The following is a 20,240-nucleotide window of genomic DNA, read 5'->3' on the forward strand; positions in this document are numbered from 1 at the left end:
GCCGCACGATGGCGTTGATTCCTCCCCGAGAGGCGTCGCGTAGTCAGGTGAATCCGCGACTTGTAGCGAGATCGCGGGGCCCGCGAATGATGAGCTTCTGCGTCACTGCCGACTTGGAGCGGTGAAACGTTGCACTCAACAGCGAGAGGAATGTTATGTCCGGTGTGATCGATCACCCCCGAACGGTCGACCCCGTCTCCCACGGCGCGAACGACGGTGAGTCGTCGCCGGCCGAACGCCGCAGGCGCCGTAGCCCTCGGCATCTGGGTGTCTATCTCGCCCTCGCCCCGCTGCTGATCACCGTCCTCGCCTTCGCCGTCTATCCCGTCGTCTCCGGCATGTTCTGGTCCCTGTTCCACTGGCGGCCAGCGCTCGACTCCGAGTTCATCGGCATGGACAACTACCAGACCATGCTCGGGGACTCCATCTGGTGGCTGTCGTTCCGCAACCTCGTGATCATCTTCGTCTTCGGGGTCGTCGCGTGGATCCTGCCGCTGCTCGCCGCCGAACTGCTCATCACCATCCGCAGCGAACGCTGGCAGTATGCGCTGCGCACGCTCCTCATCCTGCCGATGGCCTTCCCCGGAGTGGTGACGGCTCTGATCTGGGGTTTCCTCTACCAACCGAACTCCGGAGTCTTCAACACGATCCTCCGACAGCTGGGTCTCGGCGAACTGGCCCAGAACTGGACCGGTGACCCCGACACCGCGTTGGTCGCGCTTCTCTTCGTCGGATTCCCGTTCATCGCCGGACTTCCCTTCCTCATCTTCTACTCGAGCCTCCGCAACATCCCGAGGGAGGTGCTCGAGGCGGCGCAGCTCGACGGAGCCGGTCGCATCGTGCGGTTCTTCCGCATTGATCTCCCGCTGATGGCCACGCAGATGCGTCTGCTCGTCTTCCTCGCGATCGTCTCCTCCCTCCAGTACGGCTTCATCGCCTACGTGCTCACGGCCGGTGGACCCGACAACGCCACGATGGTTCCGGTCTTGCGCATGATCAACGTCGCCTTCTCGGGTGGGGACTGGGGCTACGCCGCCGCACTCTCGACGACTCTCTTCCTCATCACTCTCGCCGTCAGCGGAATCGCCGCAGTCCTCGGGCGGAGAGCCACCGCTGACAAGAACGGGGGTGCGATGTGAGCACTCTGGACAGCACCGCCCTGGACAGCACCACTTCGACCAGCACCGTGCGACCCCGTCGCATCGTGGGGCGACACCAGATCGGTGTCAAGACAGCAGTGATCGCGCTGGTCCTGGTCGGCCTCTTGCCTTACCTGTTCATGCTCGTCACCTCGGGCAAGACGAATCAGCAGTTCGCCGAGGGGTTCTGGCAGCTGCAGTTCCCGTTCCACTTCGAGAACTACGCGACGGCATGGAATCAGATCGCGCCGTACCTGTTCAACTCGATCGGCATCGCGCTCGCCTCGACCGTTCTGATCCTCCCGCTCTCCTCGACGGCGGGCTTCGTGCTCGCGCGCTTCCGATTCCCCGGGCGGAGGCTGATCTGGTCGATGATCCTCGTGCTGATGATGATGCCGGGTATCGCGACGCTGATCCCGCTCTTCGTGATGATGCGGGATCTGGATCTGCTGAACACCTACACCGTGCTCGTGATCCAGTACGTGGCGCAGGGCGTCGTGCTCGGCGTCATCCTGATCCGCAATTTCGCGGAGGGGATCCCGCAGGCACTGTTCGATGCTGCCCGGATCGACGGGGCAGGAGGCGTCCGGATGTACGTGTCGATCATGCTTCCGCTCTCGCTCCCGGTCAGTGGCACGATCGGCCTCCTCACGGTGTCCACCGTCTGGAACGACTTCTTCTGGCCGTTGCTCGTGCTCAGCCAGGACCGCCTTCGCACAGTGTCCGTCGGGCTCCAGTTCTTTCAGGGACAGAACGCGACCGAAGTGGGGCCGCTCATGGCGGGCTACCTTCTTGCGAGTCTCCCTCTGGTCGTGCTCTTCACCTTCCTCTCGAAGTATTTCCTCGCCGGCGTGCAGGGCGGCATGACCGGCACCAACTGACGCCCGCCCGTTCCATCCCTCCATCGCTCCACCATTCCTCCCACCCGAAAGAGAGATCATGATCGCTTCTCGCACCTCCGCACGCCGCGTGCTGGTCGGCACCGTCGCCGCAGCCGTCGCAGCGGGAGCACTCGCAGGATGTTCGTCCGACGCCGCAGGCGACGTCGTCACGATCACACTGTCCGGCCCCAACCAGTTCACCAACGACACCAACACCTTCGGCGAGGCCTGGGAGCAGGTCGTCGCGGCATTCGAGGAGGACAACCCGGACATCCGAATCGAGACCAACGTCCTCCCCATCTCGTCCTGGGGGCAGACGTCCTCTGCGCAGCTGACAGCCGGCACCGCGCCGGAGCTGATCTTCGCCCAGACGGCACACACCCCCGACCAGATCTCGCCGCTGACCGAGGAACTCGCGGAACCCAACCCCTTCTCGGACTCCGACCGCCCATGGATCGACGACTTCAAGCCGGAGTTCTTCGGCGGTGAGGGCCGAGTGGGCGCCAACGCGAACGGCGACTACGAGAACATCCCGTTCAATCTCGTCGCGATCGGCCTCTACTTCAATCAGGACCTCCTCGACGAGGTCGGCGTGAACGTCGATGACCTCGGCACGTTCTCGGGCTTCATCGATGCGTGCGGCGCGCTGCGTGACGCCGGCTACTCAGGGGTCGCCATGGACAGCTCGCCGCTGTACCCCGGATGGACGCTCACGACCCTGGGGTCGATGCTGCTCGAAGACGAGTTCACGGCGGTCGACCAGTTCGACGCGGACGGGAATCCGGGTACGAGCGATCCGTTGACGGAGAAGAGCATCGTGCATTCCCTGCTGACCGACGAGGTCGACATGCCGGGTAGCGAGTCGTTCCAACAGACGTTCGAGATCCTGAAGGAGTTCACCGACGAGTGCGCGACGGAGAACTGGTCCGGTATTGCGCCGCAGGGCTCCTTCTCGGGCGGTACCGAGTTCGTGTCCGGCAAGGCCGGATTCGCATGGGGTACGAACTTCGCTTCCTCCGGCCTGGCGGACTCGGACTTCACGTGGTCGACGCTCCCCTTCCCGACGGTCGAGAAGAGCGACGCCTCGGAGGCGAACGGTGAGGACGCCCGTTTCGGCACTCGCAACGGTGGTACGGCGTACATGATCCCCGCGTACATCGACGGCGCGGAGCGCGACGCTGCGGTGAAGTTCCTGCAGTACATGTCGAGCCCGAAGGTGAAGCAGTGGCTGGATGCGACGAACAGCATCTCGGCGCTCGTCGATGTGGAGGACCCCGACACGGTCGCGGCGCTGACCGCAGGAGCCTGGGCGGAGCTGCCGCTCTCGGGACGTGACGGCGGCTTCTTCGGCGTACCGTCCGCCATGACGGGGCAGAATCAGTACACCGGATACCTCATCGGATCGGTCGATCTCGAGTCCGCGCTCGCGACGATCCAGGAGAACGCGCGCGGCTACGCGGCCGAGGTCGCCGCGAACTCCGACTGGACCGAAGAGTGGGCCCAGTGATGACGGGGAAGATGTCCGGGCTCGTTCCCATCCCGCTCGTCGAGGAGCTTCAGGAGGGCGAACTCGTCCTCGACTCCGGCGTCTCGGTCACGGCGGATGCGGCGATGCGAGCAGAGGCCGAATGGCTCGCCGTCGTGCTGAGGGAGAGCACAGGCTGGACCGTGCCACTGGTCGACTCGCAGGATGCGCTGGTGCGCTTCGAGGCGGACGAGGACCGTGGGTCGGAGTCGTACCGACTGGAGATCACTCAGGAGGGCATCATCATCGCCGCGGGCGGACCTGCCGGTGCGCTGTACGCCGCCCAGAGCCTGCGTCAGCTGCTCGGTCCCACCGCGTATCGGCGGGCACGGGTCGGGGCCCTCGACCCGCTGCCTCTCGGAGTGATCGAGGACGAACCGCGCTTCCGCTGGCGAGGGCTGATGCTCGACGTCGCGCGGCATTTCATGCCGAAGAACTCCGTGTTCCGTGTGATCGACGCGATGGCGCTGCACAAGCTCAACACGCTGCACCTGCATCTGACGGATGATCAGGGATGGCGGGTCGAGATCCAGAGGTATCCGCGGCTGACCGAGGTGGGCTCCTGGCGCACCCAGTCGCACATGGGGGCGGTGGAACAGGCGGTCTTCGACACCGCCCCGCACGGCGGCTTCTACACGCAGGACGACATCCGAGAGATCGTCGCCTACGCGGGTCGTCTGCACATCACCGTGGTCCCGGAGATCGATGTGCCGGGTCACGTTCAGGCGCTGCTCGCCGCCTATCCGGAGCACAGCGTGCACGGCGAGCAGCTCCCCGTGCGCGTGCGCTCAGGCCTCAACGACAACGTGCTGCGCGCCGACGAGGACACGGTGCGGATGGTGTGCGAGGTGTTCGACGAGGTCATGGAGCTCTTCCCCGGCCGATGGATCGGCATCGGCGGTGACGAGGTGCCGCGCGTGCAATGGGAGCGCGATCCTCACTCCCAGAGCAGGGCGAACGAACTCGGTCTCCCCGATGCGTCCTCCCTCTACGGCTGGCTCCTCCAGCAGTTCGCGGCGCACATCAGCTCCGCCGGGCGCGTGCCGGTCGCATGGGATGAGATCCTCGAGATCGATGTCCCCGACGACGTCCTCGTGATGTCGTGGCGCGGGTATGACGGTGGAGTAGAGGCGCTCTGGCAGGGCCGGGACGTCGTCATGTCCCCGAACACCGTGCTCTACTTCGACACGTTCCAGTCGGACGGTCCCGATGAACCCCTTCCGATCGGTGACCTGATCTCCCTCCCGCAGGTGTACGCGTTCGAGGTGCTGCCTCCCGGCACGCCTCCCGAGCTGGAGGAGCACGTGCTCGGCGCGCAGGCAAACGTCTGGACCGAGCTGCTGGAGACCCAACGGCGCGTGGACTTTAACATGTTCCCGCGTGTGTGTGCGCTCGCTGAAGCGCTGTGGTCGCCGCGGGAGAAGAGGGACTACGACGATTTCGAGGCCCGGCTGCGTCGGTCGCATCTGCCCCGGCTCGCGGCGCTCGGGATCGAATACCGTCCCTTGGACGGACCTCATCCCTGGCAGAGCCGACCCGGATTCGCGAACTGGGTGGGCGACCTGTCCGAGGATCGCCCGCACCAGGCCTATCCCGAGGAATGGCCGGACGCGGTGGAGCAGACACACCCCGGCGCTGCGGTCATCCCCTCGGACCCACGTTTCACCACCCCCTCCGAGTTCGCACTGACAGCAGAGGAATCATGATGAGCACACCCACACGCAGGGCCGTGAGAAGGACGGCGCTGTCCTTCCTCGCGATCTTCGGGCTCGCGGCGGCGAGCATCAGCGTCGTCGCGGTCGCGCCGGCACCTGTCGCCGCGGCCACCACGACCGCCAGTCAGAGCACGCTGCTCTATGGCTTCGATGACGGAACCACCCAGGGGTGGGCCGCGGGCACGAACGTCGATTCCGTCGCAGCAGTCACGTCGTTCTTGAACACACCGGGGACACCGCTCGTCGGATCTCACGCGCTCCAGGCCATAGCGGCCGGCGTCGCGGCGAACGCTCCGCGCGTGATCGGTGTCGCCCCGTCGACCCCGCTTGACCTGTCGACCGCCGCTGAGCTGAGCGTGGCGGTCAACTCCTTCGGGGGTGCTCCGAGTGCGACGGGCTACGGCGTCACGGTCACGGTGCGCTCAGGGGCATCCACGGTGGTCGGCACGGCGACGGGATTCACCCCCGATCGCTGGAACCGCATCGTCGTCGACGTCTCGGCGTGGGCCGGACGATCATCCGTCACCGGGATCGACGTCAGCTTCGCGGCAGTCGGTAGCTCGACCCCCTGGGGGATGCGTTATCAGATCGATGACGTCGCGTGGAGCGCGGCTTCGGGAGGCACCGTCATCCCCGCGGTCACCACGCGCGGAGTCACGAGCGTGGCCGCCGACGACAGCCAGATCCACATCGCCGGCACGGTCGGCGCGAGCCAGAGCGTCCAACTCCGCGCCGTGGCGCCGACCACCGAGGTGATCACCGCGACGAGCGGTACCGCCGTCGGCTCGACGACGGCGAACTCCGCCGGGTCCTTCTCGGCATCCGTCGCTCGGACCCCGATCGATGGGCTCGACCCGCTGTACCTCCGATTCATCGCTGTGGTGGGCGGAGAGGTCGTCGGCACGTACCGACATGTCGACGACTTCGCGATGACGCCGTCATCGTCGCGGCCGTATCCGGTGGCTGTGAACAAGAAAGGGCTGCAGGTCCACCTCTCCGACGACGCGGAAGAGCTGGGCGTCCAGCATGCGGCCATCAACATCGACCTCACCGAGATCATGCTCGCCGCGGCGGGGCCGACGGCCGACACGATCGTCTTCACCTCGGGCGGGATCGACTACTACTTCGACCGCGCAGCCGTTGCGGCCATGGACGTCCAGATCAAGCCGCTCTCGGACAATGAGTCGATCGTGAACCTGATCATCCTCGCGGGTGACGCGCGTACACGGCCGGAGAGCGCGCAGGTGCTGATGCACCCCGACGCGGTCCTGGGTGCCGGCGGCGGTGTCCTACCCGGATTCAACACAGTCACTGCCGACGGTGTACGTCACTTGACGGCCGCCATGGAGTTCGTGGCACAGCGCTGGAGCGGTGCGGACCTCTCGCACGGTCGCGTGTCGGGCTTCATCATCGGCAACGAGATCGACACGCCCTGGAGCTACTACAACTCCGGACACCTGACGATCGCCGAGTTCGTGCCCGAGTACGAGCGTGCGCTGCGGATCGCGGATGCAGCGACCGCTGCGGCATCGGACACCACCCGGGTCTACACCAGCATGGATCCGGCCTGGGTGCAGCCGCTCGGGGGTGGTCCGACCAAGTCCTATGCAGGCAAGGACGTGCTCACGGCTCTGACGACGCAGACGACGCAGCACGGAGACTACGACTGGAACGTCGCTCACCACCCGTATCCTGAGAACATCGGAGATCCGGCCTTCTGGGACGATGTCCAGGCCACCGCCGACATCGACACCTCGCCGCTGATCACGCTCAAGAACATCGAGTTGCTGCCCACCTATCTGAGCCGCACGCCGTTCACCTTCGACGGGGCGCAGCGCAGAGTCATCCTCTCGGAGCAGGGGTGCGACACCCCCGGCGGGGATCTCGCAGGGGAGCAGCTGCAGGCGGCGTGCTACGCACTCGCCTACTACAAGGTGAAGTTCAGCGATGGCATCGACAACTTCATCCTGCATCGGCACGTCGACCACATGTTCGAGGGCGGGTTCCGCCTCGGGCTCTGGACGTGGGACGAGGATCGCTACGACAACGGCGGTTCAGCCAACGAACCGAACCAGCAGAAGGTGATCTACGAGGTTTTCCGTGACATCGACACGGAACGGTCCCTGCAGGTGACGGACTTCGCGAAGGCGATCATCGGCATCTCTGACTGGAGCGAACTCGTTCCGGGGTTCGACGCCTCCGAGCTCGCCGACCGCCCGCTGCCGGTGACCGTCGGGGCCGCCACCACGGGAGCGCCGTCCACGGGGACCACCGTGCTCTCGGACTTCGCGACCGGCGTCGACGGGTGGCGGGCATCCGACTACTCCTCGGGCGTCGTGAACGCCTCAGGGGCGCTCGCGGTGTCCTTCACCGCGAACGCCAAGGTCTGGCGCGGGACGGATGTCGTGTGGGGTCAGGCCGTCGATGCCAGCGCCGCCTCTTCGCTCTGGCTGCGCGTGCGCACCTCTGCGGCTGACGTCCCGCTCGCGGGCGCGCCCACCGTGAAGGTCAAGCTCTACGGCGCCGACGGGACGATCGCCGAAGGAACGACGGCCATATCGGCCACCGGTCAGTGGACCGATGTCGAGCTCGACATCGACGGTTGGACGGGCCGATCGAGCATCGAACGGATAAAGGTCTGGGTCAAGGGCACGACCAATGTCACCTGGACCGGCACTTTCGAGATCGACGACGTCGGCATCGGCTGACACCCGTCGATCGTGAACAACCAGAGTGGGCTGTCCGGTGTCGTCTCGGCGGCTTCGGACAGCCCACCCACGAGTCGGCGCACCGCCGACGAAGGAGAAGTAACAGCATGACAACTGTCAACGACCTGCGGTTCGATGACCTGCGCGGGGACTCGCACTTCATCGGCTCCGCTCAGCCTCGACTCCACTGGAACGCGGATGTGCACGAGCAACGTGCAGTGCAGATCCGGTTGCGGACCGGGACTGGTGAGGAGTCGATCGAGATCCGGACCGAGGAACGGCACGCGTCGTGGCCGTTCTCGCCGTTGGTCTCACGCGCACAGGGCGACGTCGCGGTTCGCGTACGCGACGACGGGAGCGAGGACGGGTGGAGCGACTGGAGCGAGGCTCGCGCCTTCACCGTGGTCCCGCTCGGCGCCGAGGACTGGTCTGCGCGGTTCATCGGCCCGACCGATGCGGCGCCGGCTGGGCCCGCTCCGGTGCTGACGCGCTCGTTCGACGTGCGCCCCGGCCTGGTGAGCGCGGTCCTGCATATCAGCGCCCTGGGCGCCTACGACCTCGATGTGAACGGGGTCCGCACGAGCGACCGCGTTCTCGCGCCCGGGTGGACCGCATACGATCATCGTCTTCGTCACCACTCCGATGACGTCACCGCACTGCTGCGGGAGGGACGCAACGACATCCGTGCCGTGCTCGGCAACGGTTGGTATCGAAGCGGACTCACGTGGCATCGGCACACCGACCTCTACGGTTCACAGCTCGCTCTGCTGGCCCAGTTCGAGCTCGCCTACTCGGATGGGACACGGGAGGTCATCGGCACCGACGAGCAGTGGTCGGCGCACGAGACCGGCATCCTGGCGAACGACCTGTACGACGGGGAGACCCGCGATCTGCGGATGGAAGACGGACCGGCATCGCCCGTCGTGATCGTCGAGTATCCGCTCGAGCGACTCGTGCCGCCCGAGAGCGAGCCGATTCGCGAGGTCCGACGCATCGCTGCGTTGGACGTGTTCCGATCGCCGTCCGGCAGGATGCTCGTCGACTTCGGCGAGAACATCGTGGGCTGGGTCCGGCTGGTCGCTCGCGTGCCCCGTGCCGGGCAGGAGGTCAGAGTGCGCCATGCGGAGGTTCTCGAGCACGGTGAACTGGGAGTGCGTCCGCTGCGCGGCGCGCAGGCCACCGATGTCTACCTGCTCGGAGATCGCGAGGACACCGTCGAGTTGGAGCCGCGCTTCACGTTCCACGGCTTCCGCTATGTCGAGATCGACGGGCTCGAGGAGGACGATCTGATCGAACTGGATGCCGTGGTCCTCGCCAGCGATCTGGAGCGCCGCGGGTGGTTCGCATGCGATGACCCCCGGATCGATCAACTGCACGAGAACGTCGTGCGCAGCATGTACGGGAACTTCCTCGATGTCCCGACCGACTGCCCGCAGCGGGACGAGCGGCTCGGATGGACAGGAGACATCCAGGTCTTCGGCCCGTCCGCGGTGTTCCTCGCCGATGTGACCGGGTTCCTCTCCTCCTGGCTCCGCGATCTCGCGGCGGAGCAGCACGTCGACGGCATCGTGCCCATGGTGGTTCCCGATGTGCTGCGTGACTGGAGCGAGGCGAGGGCGGCGTGGGGCGACGCGGCCACGATCGTGCCGTGGACCCTCTACGAGGAAACCGGGGACACGAGCATCCTCGAACGTCAGTTCTCGTCGATGACGGCGTGGGTGGCGTGCATCTCGGAGCTCGCCGGGCCGAACCGGCTCTGGGAGGGGTCTCCGCAGTTCGGGGACTGGCTCGCTCCGGACGCGCCACCGGACGACGCAGCAGCCGGCAAGTCGGATCCGGACGTGATCGCCACGGCGTACTTCGCACGTTCGACCTGGATCTGTCGCGAGACCGCCAGGGTGCTCGGACGCAGTGAGGACGAACTGTTCTACGCGCAGCTGCACCGGGAGATCGTCGACGCCTTCGTCAGCGCATACGTCGAGCCGGACGGCCGCGTGTACAGCGACGCGCAGACGGTCTACGCCCTGGCGCTGCAGTGGGATCTGCTTCCCGACGACAGCGTGCGCGAGGCCGCCGGCGCTCGCCTCGAGAAACTCGTCTCCGACGCCGGCTTCCATGTCGACACCGGATTCGTGGGGACCCCGCTGATCCTGGACGCGCTGACCGACGCAGGCTACGTCGATGCCGCGTACCGCATGCTCCTGCAGACCGAGTGTCCGTCGTGGCTCTATCCCGTGACGATGGGTGCGACGACGATCTGGGAGCGTTGGGATTCGATGCTTCCCGACGGCACCATCAATCCGGGCGAGATGACGTCGTTCAACCACTATGCGCTGGGCGCCGTCGCGGACTGGTTGCACCGTCGCGTGGCCGGTCTGACGCGCGGCGAGCCCGGATGGCGGACGGCGCTGATCGCACCGATGCCCGGAGGCGGTCTGTACCGGGCGTCGGCATCGCATGTGACGCCCTACGGCATCGTCGAGAGCTCCTGGGCGATCCAGGAGACGGGAGAGTTCCGCCTCGACGTGATCGTGCCGGCGGGGATGACGGCCACGGTCGTGATGCCCTTCAGTGGCGAACCGATCACGGATGTCCGCGGACGGAGATCCTTCACCGCCGCCATCGAGGCGAACGACGAGACGCGCACCGCACGCAGTGGTGTGGGCGTCGGAACCGCCGGATGACGGAGGCGACTCGCGTGGACACGCATTCGATGAGAATCCAGGAACGACACAGGACGGGATCCATGAGCTGGGAACGCAGTCGGAGCACCAAGATCTATCAGCAGCCGCCGGCGAGCCATCGGCTGATCACGGTCTGGCCTGACCTCAAGGTGACCGATGCGCCGGTCGGGGAGGACCATCCGACGCCGACGGGGGAACATCCGCAGCCGATCATGGCGGACGGTCTCGCTCTCGCGTTCGGGCCGGACTGCCTTCGCCTGCCGTGGCGTGACACTCAGATCTCCTTCCCGGAGGATCGGGCACCGGTCGCCGAGCTCGAAGCCTGGACGCCCGCGGGATTGGATCTCGCGGCGCGACTCGCTGTGGAGCCGGTTGCGGAGCCGGACTGGACCTGGTCGATCGTGCTCTCGAACACCTCATCGCTTCCGGTCGAAGAGCGCGTGTGGATCCTTGTCCGCAGCGGCGACGAGCGTCTGCTCATGGGGGTCGCCTGGGATGGCTACTGCTCCTACGAACCTCCTCTCGAGCACTGGGGCATGGTTCCCGCGGAAGAGCTGCGCGAGGGGGAGGAGAGTCTCGGAGGGCGGCGTCTCCATCTCGATGTGGACGACACCGTCCGCAGGGTGCACCCTGACCCGAGGCTGTTGCCGACCCATGCCCGTGGGGCGATCGTGTACGACGTTCGGCTCACGCCGGGTGAATCGACCAGGATCACTGTGGGCACCGCGGCGGCGGATGCGGAGTCCGTGGCCGAGCGTCAGATGTCCGCATGGCGCGATGCTCTCGCACCTGCCTCGGACGCGGTCCTCGCACTGGAGTCCGCCGATCAGAAGATCGCCTGGCAGTTGCTCGCGCAGAATCTTCAGATGCTGGCGGACTACGGACGCGAGGGCCTCGCTCCGCGCCAAGGAGGCATCAGCCGCGGGATCTGGCCCGTGGAGGCGATCGAGATGCTCCGCGGACTCGATGTGTTCGGACTGGGTGAGTGGGCCGCCGAGGGCTATCGCCATCTCGTCAGTCGGCAGAACGAGGCCGGTGAGGTGTTCGCTCTGCACGCTCCGCAATGGGCGGGGAACACGGGAGCCTTCCTCGCCGGTGTCAGCATTCATCTGCGGTCCGCGTCGGATGCGGACCCGCGCCTGGCCGCCGCCGCACTGCGCGCCTTCGAGTTCATCAGGGACGGCAGGGCATCGGTGGCCGACGAGCCGGGGCAGCGGGCGGGCCTGTTCCGCTCCGCGCAGTCGACCGACTGGGCGGGATCCGCGCAGAACTGGATGTTCACGGATGCGCTCAACGTTTACGGACTGCGTGAGTACGCCCGGTACTGCGCGACCCATGACGTGCAGCGGCAGGGTGAGGTCGAGGATCTGGTGGGCGAGTACCAGGATGTTCTGCGGAAGATGCTCGATGAGAGCGTGACGTGGACCGCTCCGGGGGAGGCGCTCCTCTCGGAATCGGTCGGCATGCCGCCCATCGACCCTCCGATCAGCCCCTATGGCGTCACCGGGCCGGTGACATTGCTTCGTACGGGGATCGTCGATCTCCACTCGCTCGAGATCGAGGGCGTCCTCGAGTACTTCCGCACCAGGCAGCTCTCGCGAGGCGGCCTGCTCGCGCGGATGACCGACTCCCTCATCATTCAGGGCGTACCGAGCGATCCCTGGGCCGGACACACCTGGTACACCACGTTCGCGGAGGCGATCTGGTTCGACGCCGCGCTCGACTCGGGCGATCTCGACTTCGCGCGCGCGATCCGTGACGATCTGCTCCGATACGCGATGTCGCCGGAGTATCAGGTCGCAGAGCGCTATGCGGACAACGATCCCGATTTCGCGCCGTGGCAGCCGAACGCCAGTGGCAATGGGCGCATCCTCCGTCTGCTCGCGGAGTCGCACGATGCGGGGCTGTGACGTGATGACGGATCACGCGCATCTGGAAGGAAGCCGGGTGCTCCTTCTCACCGGGGCTGCCGGAGGGATCGGTCGCGCGATCGCACATCGGCTCATGCAGGATCCGAGCGCCGCACTGATCCTCGTCGACCGCGACGAGGCCGGACTCCGCGATCTCGACGACCGACTCGGAGGATCGTCTCGGGTGCGTCTCGAGGCCGTGGACATCACCGACGAGGAGGCCGTCTCCGCATTGTTCGCGCGCGCCGCCGCCGAGTGGGGCGGAGTCGACGTGCTCATCAACAACGCGGCCTACGCCTACGACGAGAGCCTTCTCGACACCGACCCCGCCCGCTGGGACGAGCAGATCGCCGTGGTGCTGCGCTCGGTCTACCTGTGCTCGCGTGCCGCGCTCCCGCACATGCGGGGTCGGGGCGGCGGTGTCATCGTCTCGATGTCGTCGGTGAACGCCCATCAGTACTTCGGGAATGAGGCATACAGTGCGGCGAAGGCAGCCGTCGAATCGCTGACGCGAAGCATGGCGGTGCGCTACGGGCCCGACGGCGTGCGGGCGGTCGCGCTCGGTATCGGAACCGTGATCACGTCCGGTGCATGGCAGCGTCGCCAGGAACAGGATCCGCAGATCATCGAGCGGATGAGCGGGTGGTACCCGCTGAGGCGGTTGGGCACGCCGGACGATGTCGCGGCTCTCGTCGAGTTCGTCGCCTCCGACGCCGCGAGTTGGATCACCGGCACCACGCTCATGATCGATGGCGGGCTGCAAGCGGGAAACGCGCGGCTGGCCGACGATGTGCTCGGATTCCCGCAGGAGTCCGCCCTTCGCGAGCGCGCGACCGGGGATCGAGGGTGAGGATCCTCGCGATCGGCGCGCAGCCGGGAGACGTCGAGCACGCGTGTGCGGGGGTGCTGGCGCGGTATGCGTCTGGCGGGCATGCCGTGACGATCGCCGTGGCGACGACCGGGGCCACCGCGGCCCTGAGCGGTACCGCTGACGAAGCCGGGCGGATCCGGCGGGAAGAGACCGAGGCAGCATGCGCCGTGATCGGTGCGGACTTGATCTGGCTGGGGAACGAGGATGAGTTCCTGACGGAGGACAAGCCGACTCGGATGAGCGTCATCGACGCCATCCGCTCCGTCGGGCCGGACGTGCTGCTCGTTCCCAGCGAGCTCGAGGACCACCCCGATCGACGTGCCGCCGCGCGCCTCGGCAGTGACGCCCGCATCCCTGCGGCGATGCCACTGCTCGGGAGTCATCACGGGCCCGTCGACATCCCGACGACGTTCGTGATGGACACACGAGGAGGTCGACGGTTCGAACCGCACGGATTCGCCGACATCAGCGACACCATCGATCTCAAACAGACGATGGTGGAGTGCCATGTCACACAGCGCACATGGGCGAAGGCGATACTCGGCGTAGACACCGCTGAGGACATGTTGCGTCTCGCGCGCATGAGGGGCCATCAAGCGGGCGTCCGTCATGCCGAGGCCTTCCAGCTCGTGCTCGGACCACCGGCCACCGAGGGATGGGCGCTGCTCCCGTCGACACGAGGAGACGACACATGACCACGCCTTCACGCGTCCTCGCGATCGGCGCACACCCCGACGATGTCGACTTCCTGTGCGGAGGGACATTGGCTCTGTACGCGGAGGGGGGTGCGAAGATCACGATCGCGGTCGCGACCCGCGGCGACATCGGCGCGCCGAGCGGCACTCGCGATGAGATCGCGCACATCCGCCGGGGCGAGGCGCAGGCATCCGCTGATGTGATCGGAGCCGACCTCATCTGGATGGGGGAGGACGATGAATTCCTCTTCAGCGATCGTGCCTCCCGCCTGGCGATGATCGATGTGATCCGTCACGCACGACCCGACGTGATGTTCATCCTCGATGAGGACGACTACAACCCGGATCATCGCGCTGCCGGCACGCTCGCCAGGGACTCGCGTGTCCCCGCGACCGTTCCGCTCATCCAGACGCGGAACCCGGCGCTCGACCGGGCGCCGACGACGTTCGTGATGGATACCTACGGCAGCCATCGCTTCGAGCCGGAGGGGTACGTGGACATCAGTCCGGTCATGACCGTGAAGGAGCGGATGCTCATGCAGCACGCGAGTCAGGTGCACTGGATGGGCTCGGTCTTCGGCACGGATGTTCTCGATCCCGTGCGTGCTCAAGCGGGCTTCCGCGGTGCGCAGGCGGGCACGCATGACGCCGAGGGCTTCCGGTTGCTGAGGGACTATCCGCACACGGGTGGGTGGGAGCTCCTGCCCCGAGGGCGACGGCGGCAGGTCCATGGCTGAGGGCGTCGAGTATCGCGATCTCGCGGGCCGACATCTGCTGGTGACGGGCGGGGGAAGCGGCATCGGCCTCGCCTGCGTCCAGGCGCTGCTGGGGCAGGGGTGCGCGGTGTCGCTCTTCGACCGAGACCCCTCCGCGGCCCGGCGGTGGGCGCAGGAACAGCAACTCTCGGGACGGTTGCTGATCACGGCCGGCGACGTGCGTGACACGGACGCCCTCGACGCGTGGGTGAGCCGTGCCGAATCGGCGTTCGGCGTGCCGCAGGGACTGGTCGTCTCGGCGGGAATCGAACCGGAATCGGATGCCGCGGTCCACGTCCTCGACGAGGAAGTGTGGGAGCACACGCTCGCGGTCAATGCGGGCGGGATGTTCCGCAGTGTCAAGCACGGTGTGAAGGCGCTTCTCGACGGCGGCGGCGGAAGCGTGGTCCTGATGGGATCTCCCACCGGCAGCTATGGCATGGAGCTCGGACACCACGCCTACAGCGCGAGCAAGGGTGCGGTCGTCGGCCTCGGCCGGGTGATGGCCAATGAATACGCGCCGGCGAGCGTCCGTGTCAACATCGTGTGGCCCGGGCTGATCGAGACGCCGATGAACGGCTTTCTTCAGACAGATGAGCGGCGGACGGAACGTGAGCGTGCGGCGATCCCGCTGGGGACGATCGGACGACCGGAGCACGTGGCGGCGATGGTGCTCTTCCTGCTGAGCGATCAGTCCGCCTACTGCACCGGCGGTGTCTTCGTCGTCGACGGTGGGCTCACCGCGGTATGAGCGATGCAGATGAGGTGATCATCGGGGACGCCGCTCTTCGCGTCGCCTGCATCCCGTCCCATGGATTCGTGATCTCGGAGTTCTCCCCGACCGGTGTGGGGAATCTGCTGTGGTCGCGGGAGCGCGTCCACGCCGTCCGCGATCTTCCTCTCACCGCGTCGACGGTCGCCGAATCCGACGACTTCGACGAGGCGGTGTTCATCGGAGGCTGGTTCGGGATGTTCCCCACCGCGGGGATACCGGGCGCTGCAGACGGTGATCGGATCGTGCACGGCGATCTTTCGCGCGTGCGGTGGAGGGTGCGATCGCGTGATCGCGCGAGCATCGCGGCGACCGCAGAGGCGAGACCGGGTTTCAGCATGACGCGCACACTGTCGGTGCACTCCGGCGTGCTCACGGTCGACACCGTGGTGCGCAACGACACGGAGCAAGTGCAGCTCGTGGCGTTCGGAGAGCATCCGTGTCTGTCGCGCGCGGCATTTCGCGCCGGTCGCATCCGGGTGGATGGCGGTGCGATCCGCGTTCCGGGCGCGGTCTCCGACCCGGTCGCGTCGACGTTCCGTGCAGGCAGCACAGGGACGTGGCCCTGGGTTCTCGGCCGCGACGGGACCCTGAAGGATGCGTCGCGCATTCCTGCAGCGGTCGACGGCACGCACGATCACGTGATCATGTCCTCGGGCAGCGGCGCGTTCGCGGTCGAAGCGCCGCTGCTGGGCGGACGACTCGAGTTCTCGATCGACTCCGAGATGTTGCCTCACCTGCTGCTCTGGCGCCATTTCCGACCAGTGAAGTCGCCCTGGAACGGAGATGTCTTCTCTCCGGAGATGATGTCGATTCCTGGCAGGTCACTCGACGATCTCGGGGCTCGCGATTCGCTGCTCCCACTGAAGCCTGGAAAACATCTCGGGTGGCGTGCGACGGCGGAATGGCGCGGAGCCTGACCGCCGCGCGTGCGTCGCTTGCTCAGCGCCGCACGCGGGCGCGGGTCTTCGTGACGCTCCCGAGCGTCGCGCGCACGGGGGTGCCGAGGTAGAGGCCCAGTGATGCACCGGAGGCTAGTCCGACACCGATCACCGCGGCGTAGATGAGCGAGCTGCCGGCCCCGACGACATCCGAGGCGGAACCGTCGGTGTGCACCATCTCGAGCAAGCCCTGGAACACCGCGACACCGGGGACCAGGGGCACGATCGCCGCGGTCGTGACGGCCACAGACGGCACGTGCAGGTTGTGCGCGATCAGCACTCCGACGAAGCTCGCGAGCAGGGCGCCGATCGCGCTCGCCGCGGCCGGGTGCACGTTCAGGGTGGTCGCGAGCGTGTAGCCGGCGATCGTGATGGCGCTCAGCAGGGCGCTCACCAGGATGATCCGGATGCCGGCGCCGTTGAACACGGCCACGGCGACCGCGATGATGATCGCGCCGGCGAACACGCTCGGCAGGGGACCGAACGGGGCGGGGTCGTCCGGCAGTTCCATCGTGAAGCCGAGCACGGTGCCGAGCTCGAGCCCGACCAGGATGCCGATCACCACGCCCAGGGTCTGCATCGTGAGGTCGAGGATGCGTCCTCCGGCGGTCAGGGCGAAGCCGTCGATGGCGTCCTGTGCCGCGCCGACCACCGTGAGGCCCGCGAGCATCAGCACGATGCCCGAGGCGACGATGATCGAGGGACGGATGCCCACGAACGGCTCGATCCCGGCGGCGCCGAGCGCGGAGACCGCCACAGCCACCACGGTGGTGACGAACCCTCCCGCGATCTGGCTGAAGAACAGCGGAACGCGCAGGCGGGCGAGCCCGGCCTGGGTGAGTGCGGCGGCGAGGGCCGCGACGAAGGTCAGACCCACGATGAGCGGCGAGGCGCCGAGCAGGATGCTCACCCCGACCGCGAGCATGGCGCGCGCGACCACGACGACCGGCTGCTGGTAGCGGAACGGAACCCTCCGGATCACGCGGAACGCCGTGCGGGCGGACTCCAGATCCAGACCGCCGCGGATATCCGACACGAGCGCCTGCACGCGCTGCAGCTTGGCGTGATCCGGCGCCGCCACGCGCACCACGCGCACCAGGGTCTCGGGCCACACCTCACCACTGAGGTGGAAGGAGACCGTGATCGAGTTGTACGTCACGTCGACCTGTACGCCCCGGAGTCCGTAGGCATCGCACACGCGCGTGATGGCGAGGGTGACCTCGTGCGCCGAGGCGCCGACGGCGAACATGGACTCGCCGATGCGGGTCGAGAGGTCGAGGACCTTGGGCACCATGCCCTCGTCGATCACGGGCATCACTTCGGTGAGCGCCACGGCCGAGGGGTCGCTGTGCACGATCCGGCGGAGGGAGGCGAGCAGTCGCCGCGGGGACTTCGGGGACATGTGTCCATTGTCTCCTGCGCGCGCGGTGTCGCCGAGTGGGCGGCGGGAGCGGGGCGCGCGCTAGCGCGCGAGGGCGGCGAGCTCGGCGCGGTTGCGGGCGCCGGTCTTGCGCAGCAGCTTCGACACGTGGAACTTCACGGTGTGGGGGCTCACGCGCAGCGCGGCGGCGATCTCGGCGTTGCGCGCACCGGTGCTCAGGTGGCGGAGGATCTCGCGCTCCCGGTCGCTCAGGTCCACGTCCTCCTCGACCGAGTGGGTGGAAGCCGAGGGCGGATCCAGCGGCAGGGCGATGGTCAGGTCGCTGCCCCAGCCGGGGGTGGAGGCCACGCGGAACGTGCCGTCGTTCGCGCTGACCTGTTCCGCGATCCGCCGCAGGGCGTCGTCATGGGCGTGCAGGTCGCCGCGGCCGTCATCCCGGATCCCGATCAACAGGTTGAGGCCGTCGCAATCCCACTGGATGCGCACACGGCGCGCGTCATCGGCATCCGCGAAGGCCAGCACGGCGTTGCGCACGATGGCCCGCGCCGACAGCGCGACCGCGCCGGGGAGTGCGCGTCCGTTCGCCGGCGGCTCCACGAACTGCACGTCGAGCTGACCGAACCGCACGAGCGGACGCAGGTCGGTCTTCAAGCGCTCGAACGCGCCGACGACCGGTTCGAGGAAGTCGTTCTCGCGCACATCCGACGCCGTGCGCAGCTCGACCAGCGCGCCGGCCGCCACGTCGATCGCGGTCTGTCGTGCGGCCTGATCGCCGAGGCGGGTCGAGCGCAGCACGGCGAGAAGGGACTCGAGCGTGACCGCGTGCCGGTCCGATTGCTCGGCGAGGATGCGGGCCTGCTCCGAGGTGCGCACGCGAGCGGCCTGAGAGGTGACGGTGGTGACCATGTCGTGAGACTAGCCGATCGGGCAGCGCTAGCCGAACGGCTAGTTCTTCCAGACATTCGGCGGAGTCCGCGGTGCGGCCGTCGTTTCGATAATCGGAGGATGAGCTCTGCCGCACTCCCCGTCGTCGACGCGCTCCACACCGTGCAGAGCGAGGTGGATGCCGCATTGCGATCTCTCGCCGAGACGGATGCCGCCGCCATCGCCGCACTCGCGGATGCCGTGCATGACGCCGATCGGGTGTTCCTCCTGGGCGCCGGACGGTCCGGCATCGCGCTGCGGATGACCGCGATGCGACTCATGCACCTGGGCCTCACCGTGTTCGTCGTCGGCGACACCACGACGCCCGCGATCGAGCGCGGCGACCTGCTGCTCACCGCGTCCGGCTCGGGCACGACCACCGGCATCGTCCGCGCGGCTGCCGTTGCGCACGAGCTCGGAGCCGCCGTCGCGACGATCACCACCGCTCCCGCATCCCCGGTCGCCGCGCTGTCGTCGGTGATCGTGACGGTGCCCGCGGCGGGCAAGCTCGATCGCTCCGGCACGGCATCGGCCCAGTACGCCGGCGGCCTCTTCGAGCAGACCGTCGTGCTGCTCGGCGACGCCCTGTTCCATACGCTCTGGCAGCGCAGCGGCCTCTCCGCCGACGAGCTGTGGCCCCGACACTCGAACCTCGAATGACCCCGGCCGCCCGGCCGACACCACACGAAAGCAGGAACATGAAGATCCAGTTCGCCATCGACACCCTCACCACCGCTGCGGCGCTCGACCTCGCCGCCGCCGCGGCCGCGCACGTCGACATCCTCGAACTCGGCACCCCGCTCATCAAGAGCGAGGGCCTGTCCGTCGTGACCGCGATGAAGGCGGCTCACCCGGACAAGGTCGTGTTCGCCGACCTGAAGACCATGGATGCCGGTGAGCTCGAGGCCGAGATCGCCTTCGCCGCGGGCGCGGACCTCGTCACGGTGCTGGGCTCGGCCGACGACAGCACCATCACCGGTGCCGTGAAGGCGGCGACCAAGCACGGCAAGGGCATCGTCGTCGACCTGATCGGCGTGGCCGACAAGGCGGCACGCGCGAAGGAGGTCGTCGCCCTCGGCGCCGAGTTCGTCGAGATGCACGCCGGCCTCGATGAGCAGGCCAAGGAGGGTTACTCGCTCGACGGTCTGCTCGAGGCCGGTCGCGCCGCGGGCGTGCCGTTCTCTGTCGCCGGAGGCGTCAACGCCTCGTCGATCGCCGCCGTGCAGGCGTCGGGCGCGCAGATCGCCGTCGCCGGTGGTGCCATCTACGGAGCGTCGGATGTCGGCGCTGCAGCGGCCGGTCTGCGGGCGGCGCTCGTCTGACGCCGTTCCTCGAACCG

The 20,240-nt window shown here is 67.5% G+C and carries 16 protein-coding genes; 14 read left to right on the forward strand and 2 right to left on the reverse strand.

Annotation, left to right across the window (positions count from 1 at the left end; genetic code table 11):
- Positions 1-155 precede the first annotated feature (155 nt).
- The 12 genes from FB560_RS01705 (at position 156) to FB560_RS01760 (ending at position 16,575) form a co-directional block, all read left to right on the forward strand.
- Positions 156-1,139: a carbohydrate ABC transporter permease gene (locus FB560_RS01705; protein ID WP_141870776.1), complete on the forward strand. Its 984-nt coding sequence runs from the start codon at positions 156-158 to the stop codon at positions 1,137-1,139.
- The gene (locus tag FB560_RS01710) at positions 1,136-2,020 is read left to right on the forward strand and encodes a carbohydrate ABC transporter permease (RefSeq protein ID WP_211349935.1); all 885 of its coding nucleotides are present in this window, start codon (positions 1,136-1,138) and stop codon (positions 2,018-2,020) included. The genes FB560_RS01705 and FB560_RS01710 overlap by 4 nt, the downstream gene beginning before the upstream one ends.
- A 58-nt stretch (positions 2,021-2,078) precedes the next feature.
- Positions 2,079-3,527 (forward strand): ABC transporter substrate-binding protein, encoded by a 1,449-nt coding sequence (locus FB560_RS01715; protein ID WP_141870777.1) that lies wholly within the window; start codon positions 2,079-2,081, stop codon positions 3,525-3,527.
- Positions 3,527-5,251, forward strand: coding sequence for a beta-N-acetylhexosaminidase (locus FB560_RS01720; protein WP_229673426.1), 1,725 nt, complete (start codon positions 3,527-3,529; stop codon positions 5,249-5,251). The genes FB560_RS01715 and FB560_RS01720 overlap by 1 nt, the downstream gene beginning before the upstream one ends.
- Positions 5,251-7,968 carry a DUF5722 domain-containing protein gene (locus FB560_RS01725; RefSeq protein ID WP_141870778.1) on the forward strand — a complete coding sequence of 906 codons (2,718 nt, stop codon included), beginning with the start codon at positions 5,251-5,253 and terminating at the stop codon, positions 7,966-7,968. Before FB560_RS01720 ends, FB560_RS01725 begins: the two co-directional genes overlap by 1 nt.
- A gap of 107 nt (positions 7,969-8,075) precedes the next feature.
- A complete protein-coding gene (locus tag FB560_RS01730; protein WP_141870779.1) occupies positions 8,076-10,652 on the forward strand; it encodes an alpha-L-rhamnosidase in 2,577 nt (858 codons plus the stop codon).
- Positions 10,653-10,714: 62 nt separating this feature from the next.
- The gene (locus FB560_RS01735; protein WP_141870780.1) at positions 10,715-12,562 is read left to right on the forward strand and encodes a hypothetical protein; all 1,848 of its coding nucleotides are present in this window, start codon (positions 10,715-10,717) and stop codon (positions 12,560-12,562) included.
- Between the two features lie 37 nt (positions 12,563-12,599).
- Positions 12,600-13,412, forward strand: coding sequence for an SDR family NAD(P)-dependent oxidoreductase (locus tag FB560_RS01740; protein WP_170198019.1), 813 nt, complete (start codon positions 12,600-12,602; stop codon positions 13,410-13,412).
- Entirely contained in the window at positions 13,409-14,128 is a 720-nt protein-coding gene (locus FB560_RS01745) for a PIG-L deacetylase family protein (RefSeq protein WP_170198020.1), read from the forward strand. The genes FB560_RS01740 and FB560_RS01745 overlap by 4 nt, the downstream gene beginning before the upstream one ends.
- Positions 14,125-14,865, forward strand: coding sequence for a PIG-L deacetylase family protein (locus FB560_RS01750; protein ID WP_141870783.1), 741 nt, complete (start codon positions 14,125-14,127; stop codon positions 14,863-14,865). Before FB560_RS01745 ends, FB560_RS01750 begins: the two co-directional genes overlap by 4 nt.
- Positions 14,858-15,634 carry an SDR family NAD(P)-dependent oxidoreductase gene (locus FB560_RS01755; protein ID WP_141870784.1) on the forward strand — a complete coding sequence of 259 codons (777 nt, stop codon included), beginning with the start codon at positions 14,858-14,860 and terminating at the stop codon, positions 15,632-15,634. The genes FB560_RS01750 and FB560_RS01755 overlap by 8 nt, the downstream gene beginning before the upstream one ends.
- Positions 15,631-16,575, forward strand: coding sequence for a hypothetical protein (locus FB560_RS01760; RefSeq protein ID WP_141870785.1), 945 nt, complete (start codon positions 15,631-15,633; stop codon positions 16,573-16,575). Before FB560_RS01755 ends, FB560_RS01760 begins: the two co-directional genes overlap by 4 nt.
- A gap of 22 nt (positions 16,576-16,597) precedes the next feature.
- Here the strand turns inward: FB560_RS01760 and FB560_RS01765 are convergent, their stop codons facing one another.
- Together FB560_RS01765 and FB560_RS01770 are read right to left on the reverse strand one after the other, a co-directional pair.
- Positions 16,598-17,998, reverse strand: coding sequence for a threonine/serine exporter family protein (locus tag FB560_RS01765; protein WP_141870786.1), 1,401 nt, complete (start codon positions 17,996-17,998; stop codon positions 16,598-16,600).
- 60 nt (positions 17,999-18,058) lie between these two features.
- Positions 18,059-18,883, reverse strand: a complete 825-nt coding sequence (locus tag FB560_RS01770) for a helix-turn-helix transcriptional regulator (RefSeq protein WP_141870787.1) — start codon at positions 18,881-18,883, stop codon at positions 18,059-18,061.
- 99 nt (positions 18,884-18,982) lie between these two features.
- Here FB560_RS01770 and hxlB point away from each other — a divergent pair, with 99 nt between their 5' ends.
- Together hxlB and hxlA are read left to right on the forward strand one after the other, a co-directional pair.
- The gene (gene hxlB / locus FB560_RS01775) at positions 18,983-19,561 is read left to right on the forward strand and encodes a 6-phospho-3-hexuloisomerase (protein WP_141870788.1); all 579 of its coding nucleotides are present in this window, start codon (positions 18,983-18,985) and stop codon (positions 19,559-19,561) included.
- 38 nt (positions 19,562-19,599) lie between these two features.
- Positions 19,600-20,223, forward strand: coding sequence for a 3-hexulose-6-phosphate synthase (hxlA, locus tag FB560_RS01780; protein WP_141870789.1), 624 nt, complete (start codon positions 19,600-19,602; stop codon positions 20,221-20,223).
- Positions 20,224-20,240 lie beyond the last annotated feature (17 nt).

It is taken from the genome of Microbacterium saperdae (assembly GCF_006716345.1).
In the GTDB taxonomy this organism is placed as follows: Bacteria; Actinomycetota; Actinomycetes; order Actinomycetales; family Microbacteriaceae; genus Microbacterium; species Microbacterium saperdae.